At 67.6% G+C, this 13,898-nt stretch carries 15 protein-coding genes; 9 read left to right on the top strand and 6 right to left on the bottom strand.

Annotation, left to right across the window (positions count from 1 at the left end):
* The first annotated feature begins 144 nt into the window (after positions 1-144).
* The 6 genes from ACZY0R_RS34605 (at position 145) to ACZY0R_RS34580 (ending at position 6,434) form a co-directional block, all read left to right on the top strand.
* Positions 145-1,071 carry an SDR family oxidoreductase gene (locus ACZY0R_RS34605; RefSeq protein ID WP_488864854.1) on the top strand — a complete coding sequence of 309 codons (927 nt, stop codon included), beginning with the start codon at positions 145-147 and terminating at the stop codon, positions 1,069-1,071.
* A complete protein-coding gene (locus tag ACZY0R_RS34600) occupies positions 1,071-2,576 on the top strand; it encodes an acyl-CoA synthetase (protein WP_488864852.1) in 1,506 nt (501 codons plus the stop codon). Before ACZY0R_RS34605 ends, ACZY0R_RS34600 begins: the two co-directional genes overlap by 1 nt.
* Positions 2,577-2,639: 63 nt before the next feature.
* Positions 2,640-3,617, top strand: a complete 978-nt coding sequence (locus ACZY0R_RS34595) for a Bug family tripartite tricarboxylate transporter substrate binding protein (RefSeq protein WP_488864850.1) — start codon at positions 2,640-2,642, stop codon at positions 3,615-3,617.
* Between the two features lie 140 nt (positions 3,618-3,757).
* Positions 3,758-5,221, top strand: a complete 1,464-nt coding sequence (locus ACZY0R_RS34590; protein ID WP_488864848.1) for a chloride channel protein — start codon at positions 3,758-3,760, stop codon at positions 5,219-5,221.
* 127 nt (positions 5,222-5,348) lie between these two features.
* Entirely contained in the window at positions 5,349-5,669 is a 321-nt protein-coding gene (locus tag ACZY0R_RS34585) for a hypothetical protein (protein WP_488864846.1), read from the top strand.
* 96 nt (positions 5,670-5,765) lie between these two features.
* Complete coding sequence (locus ACZY0R_RS34580) at positions 5,766-6,434, top strand: hypothetical protein (protein WP_488864844.1); 669 nt, start codon at positions 5,766-5,768, stop codon at positions 6,432-6,434.
* A 77-nt stretch (positions 6,435-6,511) separates the two neighbouring features.
* Here the strand turns inward: ACZY0R_RS34580 and dapB are convergent, their stop codons facing one another.
* The gene (dapB, locus tag ACZY0R_RS34575) at positions 6,512-7,321 is read right to left on the bottom strand and encodes a 4-hydroxy-tetrahydrodipicolinate reductase (RefSeq protein WP_488864842.1); all 810 of its coding nucleotides are present in this window, start codon (positions 7,319-7,321) and stop codon (positions 6,512-6,514) included.
* Between the two features lie 92 nt (positions 7,322-7,413).
* On the bottom strand, positions 7,414-7,863 hold the full coding sequence (locus ACZY0R_RS34570; RefSeq protein ID WP_045238839.1) for an Lrp/AsnC family transcriptional regulator: 450 nt from the start codon (positions 7,861-7,863) through the stop codon (positions 7,414-7,416).
* Positions 7,864-8,181: 318 nt separating this feature from the next.
* Here ACZY0R_RS34570 and ACZY0R_RS34565 point away from each other — a divergent pair, with 318 nt between their 5' ends.
* The 3 genes from ACZY0R_RS34565 to ACZY0R_RS34555 all read left to right on the top strand — a co-directional run bounded on the left by ACZY0R_RS34565 (position 8,182) and on the right by ACZY0R_RS34555 (position 11,162).
* Positions 8,182-9,303, top strand: a complete 1,122-nt coding sequence (locus ACZY0R_RS34565; protein WP_488866346.1) for a saccharopine dehydrogenase family protein — start codon at positions 8,182-8,184, stop codon at positions 9,301-9,303.
* Positions 9,300-10,820 (top strand): L-piperidine-6-carboxylate dehydrogenase, encoded by a 1,521-nt coding sequence (gene amaB, locus ACZY0R_RS34560; protein WP_488864839.1) that lies wholly within the window; start codon positions 9,300-9,302, stop codon positions 10,818-10,820. The genes ACZY0R_RS34565 and amaB overlap by 4 nt, the downstream gene beginning before the upstream one ends.
* Before the next feature lie 132 nt (positions 10,821-10,952).
* Entirely contained in the window at positions 10,953-11,162 is a 210-nt protein-coding gene (locus tag ACZY0R_RS34555) for a hypothetical protein (RefSeq protein WP_441628961.1), read from the top strand.
* A 48-nt stretch (positions 11,163-11,210) separates the two neighbouring features.
* Here the strand turns inward: ACZY0R_RS34555 and ACZY0R_RS34550 are convergent, their stop codons facing one another.
* From ACZY0R_RS34550 to ACZY0R_RS34535, 4 genes are all read right to left on the bottom strand, one after another.
* The gene (locus tag ACZY0R_RS34550) at positions 11,211-11,810 is read right to left on the bottom strand and encodes a UbiX family flavin prenyltransferase (protein WP_045238842.1); all 600 of its coding nucleotides are present in this window, start codon (positions 11,808-11,810) and stop codon (positions 11,211-11,213) included.
* Between the two features lie 7 nt (positions 11,811-11,817).
* Positions 11,818-12,129 carry a Grx4 family monothiol glutaredoxin gene (gene grxD / locus ACZY0R_RS34545; protein ID WP_035875397.1) on the bottom strand — a complete coding sequence of 104 codons (312 nt, stop codon included), beginning with the start codon at positions 12,127-12,129 and terminating at the stop codon, positions 11,818-11,820.
* A gap of 115 nt (positions 12,130-12,244) precedes the next feature.
* Positions 12,245-13,168, bottom strand: coding sequence for a peptide chain release factor N(5)-glutamine methyltransferase (gene prmC / locus ACZY0R_RS34540; RefSeq protein WP_488864836.1), 924 nt, complete (start codon positions 13,166-13,168; stop codon positions 12,245-12,247).
* 193 nt (positions 13,169-13,361) lie between these two features.
* Positions 13,362-13,688 (bottom strand): hypothetical protein, encoded by a 327-nt coding sequence (locus ACZY0R_RS34535; protein ID WP_488864834.1) that lies wholly within the window; start codon positions 13,686-13,688, stop codon positions 13,362-13,364.
* Positions 13,689-13,898: the final 210 nt, after the last annotated feature.

Genomic DNA, 13,898 nt, shown 5'->3' with positions numbered 1-13,898 from the left:
CTGGCGCAACATTGTGAGTCGCCGCAGGGGAATTGTCGATGCAGGGCTCCAGGGCTACAGTGTCCGTTCCCCGCCGGATTGCCGGGAGCGGGGGCCAGGCGGGCGCAACGACGCCAACGACGCGAACAACAAGCAGGAGACACCATGTTCAAGAACGATCTTTTCGCTGGCCAGCGTGTGCTGATCACCGGCGGCGGTACCGGGCTGGGTCTGATCATGGCCGAGCGCCTGGCCGGGCTGGGCGCGGAGCTTCACCTGTGCGGGCGCCGGCTGCCGGTGCTGGACGAGGCCGCCGGGTCGTTGCGGCAGCAGCACGGCGTCAAGGTCGTGACCCACGCGGTGGACATCCGCGATGCCGCCGCCGTCGACGCCATGATCGAGAACATCTGGACCCAACACGGCCCGCTCGACTGCCTGGTCAACAACGCCGCCGGCAACTTCATCAGCCGCACCGAGGACCTCTCGCCCAATGGCTTTCACGCCATCTCCGACATAGTCTTCCGCGGCACCTTCTACATGACGCAAGCTGTGGGCAAGCGCTGGATCCGCGACGGCCATCCCGGTTCGGTGCTCTCCATCGTGGTGACCTGGGTCTGGACCGGCTCGCCCTTCGTGGTGCCGTCGGCCATGTCCAAGGCCGGCGTGGACGCCATGACCAAGTCGCTGGCCGTGGAGTGGGGCCGCCACGGCATCCGCTGCAACGCCATCGCACCGGGCGTGATCCCCACCGAAGGCGCGGGCTCGCGCCTGCGCCCGCAGGATTCGCAGCAAGACCAGTTGAGCGGCCAGAACCCCACCGGTCGCATCGGCCAGCCGCAGGACATCGGCAACCTCGCCGCCTTCCTGCTGGCCCGCGACAACTCGTGGATCAACGGACAGACCATTGCGCTGGATGGTGGCGACTGGCTCGCCAACGGCGCTTACTTCAAGCAATACCTGGGCTGGGGCGATGCCGAATGGCAGGCCGCGCGCGAACGCATTGCCGCCGGGAACGCCGCCGACCGCGCCACGCGCACGGTGAATGCACCCACGCCTTCCCCGACACCCGACCAATCTGGAGACAACGAATAATGGCCGCCGACCTCTGGTTCGAAGATACCCGCCTGACCGGCGCCGAGCTGCTTGAGCGGGGCGCGCGCCTGGCTGGCGGCTTGCGCGCGCTCGGGCTCAACGAAGGCGACGTGGTCGCGGTGCTGCTGCGCAACGATCCGATCTTTGCCGATATCGTCCACGCCTGCCGCACGGCCGGCGTCTATTACTGCCCCATCAACTGGCACTTCACCGGCGAGGAAATCCGCTTCCTGATGGCAGACAGCGGCGCCAAGGCGCTGATCGTCCATGCCGATCTGCTGGACGGCGTGCGCGCGGCGGTGCCCGAGGGCGTGCAGGTGCTGGCGGTCGCGGTGCCGGGCAAGGACAGCGCGGCAGGCGCCACCGACTATGAAAGCTGGCTCGATGCGCAGTCGCCGTACGACGGCCCGCGTGTGGCGCCGCGCGGCCATATGGCCTACACCTCCGGCACCACCGGCCGCCCCAAGGGCGTGCTGCGCGCCGCGGTGCCGCTGGCCACGCTGGAAACCCAGCTCGCGCGCATGCGCTCCGTGGTGGCGCAGACCATGGGCATCGTGGAGGGCACCCGCGCGCTGATGGCCGCGCCGCTGTACCACAGCGCGCCGGGCGTGTTCATCCAGAACGCGCTGCAGCTCGGCGAGCGCCTGGTGCTGTGCGCGCGCTTCGATCCGGAGCGGGTGCTGGCGCTGGTGGAGAAGCACCGCATCGACGTGCTCTACCTGGTGCCCATCATGTATGTACGCATGCTCAAGGTGCCGCCGGAGGTGCGTGCGCGCTACGACCTCTCCTCGCTGCGCTTCGTCGCATCGACCGGCGCGCCGTGCGCGCCCGAGGTCAAGCGCGCCATGATCGACTGGTTCGGCCCGGTCATCCATGAAACCTACGCATCGAGCGAGGCCGGCATGATCACCGTGGCCACGCCGGCCGACGCCATGGCCAAGCCCGGCACCGCCGGCCGCCCGGTCGACGACGGCGAAGTGCGCATCCTCGACGAGCAGGGCAAGGCCTGCGCGCCCGGCGAGATCGGGCTGGTCTATGTGCGGCAGCCGGCTTACCCCGACTTCACCTACCGCAACAATGACGAAGCCCGCCGCGCCATCGACCGCGGCGGCCTGGTGAGCCTGGGCGACATGGGCTATCTCGACGCCGATGGCTACCTGTTCATCTGCGACCGCGCCTCCGACATGGTGATCTCCGGCGGCGTGAACATCTACCCGGCAGAGATCGAGCACGAACTGGTGCGCTATCCCGGCGTGGCCGATTGCGTGGTGTTCGGCGTGCCCGACGACGAGTATGGCGAACGCCTGCTGGCCATGGTGCAGCCGGTGCAGGGCGCCACGCTGGAAGAGAGCGCGATCATCGAATGGCTGCGCCAGCGCCTCTCAGGGTTCAAGGTGCCGCGCACCATCGTGGTGGAAGCGCAACTGCCGCGCGACGATACCGGCAAGCTGGCCAAGCGCCGCCTGCGCGACAAATACTGGGAAGGGCGCGCGCGGCGGGTTTGAGCGCAGCGCAGCCAAGACATACCGGCAAGACCGAGAACATCAGAAGAACCAAGGAGACTAGCCATGCAAAGCTGGAAGACCGGATGGCGCGCCTGCGCCGGCGTCGCCATCCTGGCCTGTGCGCAACTGGCCGTGGCCGCCTATCCCGACCGTCCCATCAAGCTGGTGGTGCCCTATACGCCGGGCGGCTCTACCGACCAGTTCGGGCGCGGGCTGGCTGACGGCATGAGCCGCGAGCTGAAGCAGACGGTGGTGGTGGAGAACCGTCCCGGCGCCGCCACCATTATCGGCACGCAGAGCGTGGCGCGCGCGCCGGCAGATGGCTACACCATGGTGCTGGCCACCAATGGCAGCATGGTGCTCAACCCGATGCTCTACAAGAAGATCGCCTACGATCCGCCGCGCGATTTCAAGATATTCACCATCGGCGCCGAGGCGCCACTGGTGGTGGTGACCAACAACCAGGTGCCGGCCACCAACATCCGCGAGTTCGCGGCGTATGCCAAGGCCAGCGGCGGCAAGCTCAACTACGCCTCGGTCGGGCTCGGCAACGCGCTGCAGCTGGCCACCGAAATGCTCAAGACCGAACTCGGCATCTCGGTCACCCACGTGCCGTACAACGGCAGCGCGCCGGCGTTGTCGGCGCTGCTCGCCAATGATGTGCAGCTGATGGTGGACGTGGTCAGCACCTCGCTGCCGCACATCAAGGGCGGCAAGCTGCGCGCGCTGGCGGTGACCGGCCGCACCCGGCTGGAAGTGCTGCCCAATGTACCGACCGTGGCGGAGAGCGGCTATCCCAACTTCCAGGCCGCCACCTGGTTCGGCCTCGCCGTGCCGGCGCAGACCCCGCCTGAGGCCGTGGCAAAGCTGCAGGCCGCGGCCGCACATGTGCTCAAGGACCCGCAGTTCCGCGCCACCTTCAGCGCACTGGGGCTGGTGATCCAGCAACCGCGCACCCAGGCCGAGATCGATCGCTATATCGAAGCGGACCGCGAGCATTGGGGCAAAGTCATCCGCGCCAACAACATCAGCCTGGACTGAGCGCAAGCGCGCCAGGCGAGCGGCGGCAGCCGTGGCGAGTGCCGGCCGGCTGGCGGCGATCGGCGTATAGTTCTGTCACGCCGTGATGCATTCGGCCTTCGGGCCAGTCACGGCGTTCTCTTGCCCACGTCCGCCGCGCCATGAACGACTCAGAGCCTGATCCGCACCAAGAGCCCCTTGCCGGTCCCCTGCGCGATCCCAGCGCCGAAACCGATCGCCTGCATGCCCTGCGCCGCCGCGCCCGCCTTGCCGCCGGCCGCAAATCGCGCCAGATGTGGCGCATCTCCCGAACCACCCTGCGCTACGCCGTCTTCATGTGCGGCGCTGGCTGCGTGGCGCTGTTCTCGCTGATATTCGCGTGGATTGCCGAAGTGGCGCTGCGCTGGAATTACCAGCTGACCTCCGCTACGCCGTGGCTGGCCTTCGTGCTGCTGCCATTCGGGCTGGCCGCGCTGCGCTGGCTCACCATCCGGCTGGCGCCGCAGGCGCGCGGCAGCGGTATTCCGCAGGTGATCGCGGCCGTTACGTTGCCGCCCTCGGGGCCGGCGCAGACCGTATTGGTGTCGTTCCGCCAGTCGATGTGGAAAGTGCTGCTAACGACGGGCGGCCTGCTGGCGGGCGCGTCGATCGGGCGGGAGGGCCCCTCCGTGCAGGTGGGCGCTGCCGCCATGCTGGCCTGGGGCCACTGGTGCCATGAGCGCCTGCAGTTCCGCATCGGCTTCCATCCCAATGCACTGATCGCCGCCGGCGCCGCCGGAGGCCTGGCCGCGGCCTTCAATACGCCGCTGGCCGGCGTGGTATTCGCCATCGAGGAACTCGGCCGCGGCACCGCCGTGCGCTGGGACCGGCTGGTGCTCTCGGGCGTGCTGACCGCAGGCTTCCTGTCGCTGGCGGTCCTGGGCAACAACCCGTATTTCGCCGTCAAGACGCCGATCCTTGCGCTGCACGACGCCTGGGGGCCGGTACTGCTGTGCGCGCTGGTCAATGGCGTGCTTGGCGGCCTGTTCGCCAAACTGCTGATCGGCGGCGTGCCGGCGCTGTTGCCGGCGCGGCTGCGTGGCTGGCCGGTGGAGCATCCGGTGCTGGTGGCATTCCTGTGCGGCCTGGTGGCGGCGGTGATTGGCTGGTCCACCGGCGGCGCGACCTTCGGTACCGGCTACGAGCAGGCCGCCGGGCTGATCAACGGCGAGCCGCACAGCACGCTGTGGTTCGGCATCGCCAAGCTGGTGGCCACCGTGGTGTCGTATTTCGCGGGCATTCCCGGCGGGATCTTTACGCCCTCGCTGGCGATCGGCTCCGGCATCGGCGCCAATGTGGCGCAGTGGGTCGGCCACATCTTCGGCGGCATGACCGAGCCCCGCGTGCTGGCGCTGGTGTCGATGGCGGCCTTCCTGGCTGCCGCCACCCAGGCACCCATCACGGCCAGCGTGATCGTGATGGAGATGACGCGCTCGCAGGATCTCACCCTCTTCCTGCTGGCCGCTTCGCTGCTGGCTTCCTTCCTCGCGCGCCAGTTCTGCCCGCATCCGTTCTACCACCATGTCGCGCATACCTTCCGCCGCGAAGCGCTGAGCGTCACGCGAAAAGTGGCGCCGGCAACATAAGCCGGGCGAAGCCACGGTTTGCGGCGCCGCTTTGCCTTAATATGAGCGGCGCGCGGGCCAGGTGCCCGGCGCTGTGTACCGGCGGCACACCTGGACCCGCGCCGGCACGATGAACCGGGGAGCACAGATGGCCACGCAACGACCGCCGGGCAGCACCGGCGCCCAACGTCCGCCGAGCGCGCCGCGCCGCCAGCAAGGTGCGCCGGGCGTGCCGCCGCAGAATCCGCCTGGCAAGGAAAGCACCGTCGTGCGGGATCTCGGCCCGGAAACGGTGTGGCATACGCTCGGCTTGCACGGCCATACCCGGCTGCGTTCGCCGCTGCCGCCATTGGCGCGCTTGCCGCGGCGGCAACTGCCGCCCAGCCGGGTGCCGCGGCTGCTGTTGTGGGGGTTGCTGTTAGTCTTGCTGGCAGTGCTGGCTAACGCCGTGCTGAATATGTCGCATTAACCCCCAGCGGAGTGCCTGCCTTGCCACCTAGTGGGTGCCGGCAGGAACCACGCGCGCAGGGGGCGCTCCAATCCGGAGCTTTTCTCAGGAGTCTGGATGAAATACCCCCTCGCCGGGCTGGCCGTTGCCAGCCTGCTGCTGGTTTCGCCCTGGGCGGGCGCAGCGCCCAAGGATGGCGCCGCCGACAAACTGGCGCCGATGCTCGAGAGCCTGGAGATTGGCAGCCCGCTGCCCACGCTGCCAGATTGCGCCGACAAGCGCACCCCCGATGGCCGCGACGTGACCGCCCTGTGCGTCGAAGTGCGCGGCGACGGCGTGATGCGCCAGGTCGGCGTACCGCGCGACAAGCGGCCCGCCTTCATGGACGGGCCGCACGTGGTCGCCTTTGTGGACCGCAACGCCCTGGTCGGGCTGATCGTGCCGACCGACGGCGTGCGCTCGGAGAAGACGGCGGTGGACAGCCTGACCGCGCGTTACGGCAAGCCCTTCCGCTCGGAACAGGTGGAGATGAAGGACAAGGCCGGCCAGCCCGTCAAGAGCACGCATGCCGGCTGGATGAGGAAGCCGCTGACCGTGGAGCTCTACGCCATTCCGGACGATCCAAACAACGGCACCATCGAAATGCTGCTGCCCCAGGCCCGCGTGCTGATGGCCGACCAGGACAAGGCCATGGCGCAACAGCTCAATCCCAATGCCGCTTCGGCAGCGCAGGCGGCGCCGGCGAGCAAGGCGGAGGCGAAGAAGGGGAAGGACGGGAAGTGGTGAGAGGGCGCGCGAGCGCCGCCTGAAGTGCCGGATTGTGCTTGCTCGCCTCTCCCCTTGGGGCGAGAGGCGAGCAAAGCTCAGAGCCCTTCCATCACCTTGTCCAGCCCGCGCACCAGCCCGGTCACTGTGTGCACCTTGCGGATCGCCAGCAGCGCACCGGACACATAAGGCTTGGAGCCATCGCCGGCCTCATGCTTGAGGTGCAGGCGTTGCCCGTCGGCGCCAAAGATCACCTCCACGCCCAGCTGGTACCCAGGCAGCCGCACCGCGTGCACCTGGCTGCCGGACAGGGTCGCGCCGCGGGTTTCCTTCGGTCCCTTGACCTGGTCGATGGGCACCACTTGCGCGGCTTCGCGGACCTGCCCCAGGCGATACGCCAGTTCGCGCACCGTGCCGGAGGGCACATCGATCTTGCCGGCCTTGGCGTAGTCGATGATCTCCCAGTGCTCCAGGTGGCGCGCGGCCATCTCGGCGAACTTCTGCAGCAGCACCACGGTAATGGCGAAGTTGCCGCAGGCCAGCACGCCGCGTCCGGCCCGGCGCGCGGCGGCGTCGATCTCGGGGTAGTCATCGTCCGATAGCCCCGACGTGCCCACCACCACGTGCGCGCCCTTTGCCAGCGCTTGCAGGATGTTGCGCTTGGCGACATCCGGCTTGGTGTATTCCACATAGACGTCGCAGGCGCCGTCCGCCAGTTCGTCGATGCTGGCCACCGCCACGCCGGGCGTGCCCTTGTGCGCGGTCAGTTCGGCAAGGGTCTGCCCGGCGGCGCCGCGCGACAACCCGGCCACCAGCGTCATGTCGTCCGCGTGCGCCACCCCGCGCGCCAGTTCGCCGCCGGCCCAGCCGGTCACGCCGCCCACGGCGACTCGAATGCGATTGCTCATCGTCCTGCTCTCCTGATCTGGATGGTTTTCCGGGATGCCCCGGCTGCCTGCCAAGTTGTGCAGCATAAGCCTTTTGCGCTTTCGCCGCAGTATCAGCCGGCAGCCCTGCGCCGGTCGATCTTGCGCGCCAGCACGATCGACGTGGTGGTGTGGTTGACGCCGTCCAGCGCGCCGATTTCGTCGAGCAGCTTGTCCAGGCGGGCATGCGTGTCGCAGCGGATCACCGCCATGTAGTCCACGGGGCCACTGACCGAATTGAGTTCCTCGATCTCGGGAAAGCGCTGCAGCGCTCGCACCACGGCCGGCGCGGTCTTTGGCATCACCGACAAGCCGCAGAACGCCAGGATGGCATTGTCTTCCATCTCCTTGCCAAGCCGCACGCCATAGCCGGCGATCACGCCGTCGCGTTCGAGCCGCGCGATCCGGGCCACCACGGTGGTGCGGGCAATGCCGAGCTTGCGCGCGAGATTGGCGGCGTTCTCGCGCGCGTTGGCCTGCAGCAGTGAGAGCAGGTGGCGGTCGGTCTGATCAAGTTCGGTCATGGGCTTGGCGCGGTTCGCGAAGGCAGAAAACAAGGCGGTGTCGACGATTCGACCGATAGTCTCGTCGATTCGTTCGATTGTGAGGCCTTTTCGTCAATCTTGTCCCTTCATTCTGACCTTCCCCGCAACCATACTTCAAACACGGACGAAGGCCGATCCACACTCTCCACGAGGGACATCATGACCTACATCACGCCAACCGGCCATCTGGACCAGACTGGACAAACCACCCAAGCCGCGGCGCCCGCCGCGCAGCCCGCCAACCCGGCCGCTCCCGTTACCCCCGTCACTCCCGCCCGCAATGCCAGCCAGACGCCAATGCGCGTGGTCGTGCTCGGTGCAGGCAAGATCGGCCGCACCATCGCCGTCATGCTGCATGACAGCGGCGACTACCGCGTCACCCTGGTCGACCGCGAACCCGCCCATCTAGAAGGTCTGCCCGAAGGCGTCGCCGTGCGCGTCGGCGACCCGGGCCAGGCCCAGGATTGCGCCAGCCTGCTGGGCGGCGCGGATGCCGTGCTCAACGCGCTGCCGTTCCATGCCGCCGTCGCCGTGGCCACGGTCGCGGTCAGCCTCGGCGCGCACTATTTCGACCTGACCGAAGATGTTGCCGCCACCCATGCCGTGCGCCGGCTCGCTGAAGGCGCGCGCTCCGTGCTGATGCCGCAGTGCGGGCTCGCACCGGGCTTTATCGGCGTGGTCGGCAACGACCTCGCCCAGCGCTTCCTGCATGGCGGCGGCGAACTGCTCGACCTGAAAATGCGCGTTGGCGCGCTGCCGCGCTACCCGAGCAATGCGCTCAAGTACAACCTGACCTGGAGCACGGAAGGGCTGATCAACGAATACTGCAATCCCTGCGAAGCCATCGTCGATGGCCGCCGCGTGGAAGTGCCCGCGCTGGAAGGGCTGGAGAGTTTCGCGCTGGACGGCATCGAGTACGAAGCCTTTAATACGTCTGGCGGGCTCGGCACCTTGCCCGAGACACTGGCTGGCCGGGCGCGCGACGTGGACTACAAGTCGATTCGGTATCCGGGGCACTGCGCGGTGATGAAGCTGCTGCTCAACGACCTGCGCCTGCGCGAGCGCCGCGACTGGATGCGGGAGATCTTCGAGAGCGCGATACCCGCCACGCGGCAGGATGTGGTGATCGTGTTCGCCAACGCAACCGGCTATGCAGCAGGCGCCAAGGGCGGGCGTGGCCCGCTGACGCAGGCGTCGTTCTCTGTGCGCATCGGCGGTGCCGATACGGCCGCGGGCCACGTCAATGCGATCCAGCTCACCACGGCGGCCGGCATTTGCACCGCGCTGGACCTGGTTGCCGGCGGCGAACTGCCGCAGGCCGGCTTCGTGCCGCAGGAGGCGATGCCGCTGGACACTTTCCTGGCCAACCGTTTCGGCCGACACTACACCCGTCATCCGCTTCAAGAGGCAACGGTATGAAAGCAAAGGAATTCGCGGCCTGCTGGCAGGCCATGGGGCTGACCGCGCCCTGGCGCGACGGCGAAGGTCCGGCCGGCGCATTGCCGGTGCGCTCGCCCATCGACGGCGAGGCCTTCGGGCACCTGCCCGCATGCCCTTTGGCTGAAGCCGATGCGCGCATCGGGCGCGCCCGCGCGGTGCAGGCAAGCTGGGCCCTGGTGCCCGCGCCGGTGCGGGGCGAAGTCGTGCGGCGCTTTGGCGAAATGCTGCGCGAACACAAGAAGCATCTCGGGCAACTGGTCTCGCTCGAAGCCGGCAAGATCCTGCAGGAAGGGCTGGGCGAGGTGCAGGAGATGATCGACATCTGCGACTTCGCGGTCGGCCTGTCGCGCCAGTTGCACGGCCTGACCATCGCTTCCGAGCGGCCTCAGCATGCGATGCGCGAGACCTGGCATCCCTATGGCCTGTGCGGCGTCATCTCGGCCTTCAACTTCCCGGTGGCGGTGTGGGCCTGGAACGCGGCGCTGGCGCTGGTGTGCGGCAACGGGGTGATCTGGAAACCGTCGGAGAAAACCCCGCTGAGCGCGCTGGCCATGCAAGGCTTGCTGGACGGCGTGCTGGAGATCGCGGCGCCGCAGCACGTTGGCATTGCCACGGTGCTCCCGGGCGGTCAGGCGCTGGGCCAGCATCTGGTCGAGCATGCCGATGTGCGGCTGATCAGCGCGACCGGCTCCACCCGCATGGGCCGCGAAGTGGGCATTGCCTGCGCCGAACGCTTCAAGCGCTCCATCCTGGAGCTTGGCGGCAACAACGCCGCGATCATCGCGCCGTCGGCCGATCTTGAACTGGCCATCCGCGCCATGACGTTCTCCGCCGCCGGCACCGCGGGGCAGCGCTGCACTTCGTTGCGCCGCGCCTTTGTGCATGTCGATGTGCTGGAAGCCGTGACGTCGCGGCTGGTCCAGGTGTTCGGCCGCCTGCAGGTGGGCGATCCGCTCGCCGAGTCGACCCTGGTCGGCCCGCTGATCGATGGCGCTGCCGGTGCCGCCATGGCTCGCGCGCTGCTCCGGTGCCGCGAGCACGGCAACACTGTGCACGGCGGCGAGCGCGTGCTGGCAGAGCGTTTCCCCAATGCCGAGTATGTGCGGCCGGCGCTGGTGCTGACCGATCGCCAGCACGAGACGATGCTGACGGAAACCTTCGCGCCGATTCTCTATGTGATGCCCTACACCACGCTGGAGGAGGCCATCGCGCTGAACAATGCGTCGGAACATGGCTTGTCGTCCTGCATCTTCACCGAGTCGCTGCGCGAGGCCGAACGCTTCATGTCGGCCGCGGGGAGCGATTGCGGGATTGCCAATGTGAATATCGGGACCAGCGGGGCGGAGATTGGTGGAGCGTTTGGTGGGGAGAAGGCCACCGGTGGGGGGCGGGAATCCGGGTCGGATGCCTGGAAGGGGTATATGCGCAGGGCTACCAATACGGTTAACTATGGCGACGCGTTACCGTTGGCGCAGGGGGTCAGGTTTGAGATATAGGGTGGGCGCGCGGGTTTTTACCTTCGCCTAAACGTTGCGATTCGTAACAAGGGTTACAGGGCGTTGACCCTGTATTACCAAGCTGGCCCGTATAACGTTCTTGAGGCTACACAAAGCCGCAAGGACGATGAAATGAAGACGTGGATGATGGGAATCGCGGTAGCGGGTGCCGCCATGCTGGGCGGTTGCGCGGTGTACCCGGCTTATCCGGGCTATGGCGGCGAGGTTGCCGTTGCGCCCGCACCGGTATATGCCGCTCCGGCGGTGGTGGTGAGCCCGGGCTATTACGGTGGATACGGCTACTACGGCGGATACGGCCGCCGTTATCGCTACTGGCGTTGACGGCGGGCACCGCAGGCGCCTGCCGCGCTGCGTTTGCGGCGGCAGGTTTCAGGCCTGGCCGTTGAGTCCGGCCCAGCTCGGCGCCAGTGTCTGCGGTACGTCGATCAGGTCCAGCACGCGGCCAACGGTGTGGTCGACCAGTTCGGCCACGCTCTGCGGCTTCTGGTAGAAGCCGGGGACCGGGGGGAAGATGATGCCGCCCATCTCGGTGACGGCGGTCATATTGCGCAGGTGCGCGAGATTCAACGGCGTTTCGCGCACCATCAGCACCAGCTTGCGGCGCTCCTTGAGCGTGACGTCGGCTGCGCGGGTGATGAGGTTGTCGGACATGCCGTGGGCTACCGCCGCCAGCGTGCGCATGGAGCAGGGCGCCACCACCATCGCGTGGGCTGCAAAGGAGCCGCTGGCGATGGTTGCGCCGATATCGCGCACGTTGTGGACGACGTGGGCAAACGCTTCCACCTCGGCCTTGCCCATGTCGAGTTCGTGCTGCAGGTTCATCACGCCCGCCGGCGAAATCAGCAGGTGGGTTTCGATGCCGGGCGCAGCACTGAGTATCTGTACCAGGCGGACCCCGTAGACCGCGCCGGTGGCGCCGGTGATCGCGACGACGATGCGCCGCGGCTTGGCGTCACCTGCTGCGGTCATCGCGCGCTCAGGCCTTGAGCAGCGATTGCAGTTCGCCGTTCTGGTACATCTCCATCATGATGTCCGAGCCGCCGACGAATTCGCCGTTCACGTAGAGTTGCGGAATGGTCGGCCAGCTGGCGTATTCCTTGATGCCCTGGCGGATGCCTTCGTCTTCCAGCACATTGACCGTGGTCGGCGCGTCAACGCCGCAGGCCTTCAGGATCTGGATGGCGCGGCCGGAGAAGCCGCACATCGGGAACTGGGCGGTGCCCTTCATGAACAGGACCACGGGGCTGCCCTTGACGATCTGGTCGATCTTTTGCTGCACGTCACTCATGATGTCTCTTTACAGTTGAATGCGGTGCCGGTTCGGGCGCCGCTATCGGGAAATCGGAGAGCGCGTGATGTACGCGCCTGCAAGCGACTGATTTTACCGGAATCGGCCGCTTGCTTCAGGCGCCCGCCCCGGACACGGGTTGCAGCCGCGCGCCGGTGCAGCGCTCGTGGTCCGCCAGGTCGCGCGCGGTGAAGATTTCCGTCATGCCGGCGGCGGCCAGCAGGTCGCGCGCAGCCTGGCCCTGGTCATAGCCATGTTCCATCAGCAGCCAGCCACCCGCATGCAGGTGCGCGCGCGCCCCGGCCACGATGGCGGCCAGGTCGGACAAACCATCGCCGTGATCGGTCAGCGCGTCGATCGGCTCGAAGCGCAGGTCGCCCTGGGCCAGGTGCGGGTCGCCGGCGGCGATATAGGGCGGATTGCTGACAATCAGGTCGAAGCGCAGGCCGCCGGGCAGCCCGGCATACCAGTCGGAGGCGAGAAAGCGCACATTGGCGGCGCCGAGCGCGCGTGCGTTGCCTTCGGCAACGTGCAGGGCGCCGGGCGATATGTCGGTGGCCCAGACCTCGGCGTCGGGGCGCTCGCATGCAAGGGTGACAGCCAGCGCGCCCGAGCCGGTGCCCATGTCGAGCACGCGCGGGGCTGGTAGCGGGGCCAGCAGCTTCAAGGCGGCTTCCACGGCGATTTCCGTGTCCGGCCGCGGAATCAGCACATCGGGCGTGACGCGGAAGCCGCGCCCGAAGAATTCACGTTCACCCAGCAGGTAGGCCACCGGCTCGCCGGCCAGGCGGCGCCCCAGCAGGGCCGCGATGCTCTCGCGCTGGACGGGGCTCAGCATTTCGTCATCGCGGGTGATCAACTGCGTGCGGGACAGCCCGGTGACGTGACTCACCAGCAGCCGTGCTTCGAGCGCCGGCAATCCCGCCGCGGCAGCTAATGCCAGGACTTCACGCACAGAGGCCACATCAGGCAAGGCGACTGGCGTGGCGGCATGCGGGCCGGCGGCTGCGGAGGAGGCGTTGGACTGGGTGCTGGACATGGGGCGGCGGGGCAGGGCGAGGCGCGCTACGGGTGCGCAAGACGGGAAACCGGACGCGAAAACGAACAAGGGAAAAGCAAAACCCCGTCGGGAGGCGCCCGGACGGGGTTTGCAGTGTAACGCGCCTGCCGGAGCGGCGGGCGCTTTCGGGCCGCCCGCGCGATCGCAGCGGGCAGCGCGTAAGGTGCGGGAATTACTTGTTGACGGTGTCCTTGGCCTTGTCGGCGCTGGCGTTGACGGCGTCCTTGGTGGCTTCCTTGGCCTTTGCCATGGCGTTGTCGGCGTCTTCCTTGGCCTTGTCGGCAGCGGCCGAGACATCGGAAGCGGCACTATTGGCGGCAGCCTTGGCGGCATCGGCGGCCTGGCCGGCGGCGGCTGCGGCATCGCTGGCGGCGGCCTTGGCGGATTCGGCGGCGTTCTGCATGGCGCTTTCGGCGCTCGACGTGGCCGGGGCTTCGTCCTTCTTGCCGCAGGCGGCCATGGCGGCGGTGATCATCAGCAGCGCGAGCAGTTTCTTCATGATTTCGTCCTTTTGTCCGTTTTAGAGAGAGTGGCGACACGCCGACCTCTGGATGGCGGCTCGGTCGAAAGCGATTATAGACAGCGAAAAATGGCACGCTAGTGCTGTTGCAAGCATTTACAACAGATACAAAGGTTTTCGTTCAGATATCTCGATTTATGCCTCGCGATTCGAATGATTACCCCGGCGATAGCTATTTCTTCGCAATAA

The organism is Cupriavidus sp. F041, assembly GCF_057814235.1.
The sequence above is the reverse complement of the archived record's forward strand: the minus strand, read 5'-3'. Positions and strand labels throughout refer to the sequence as shown.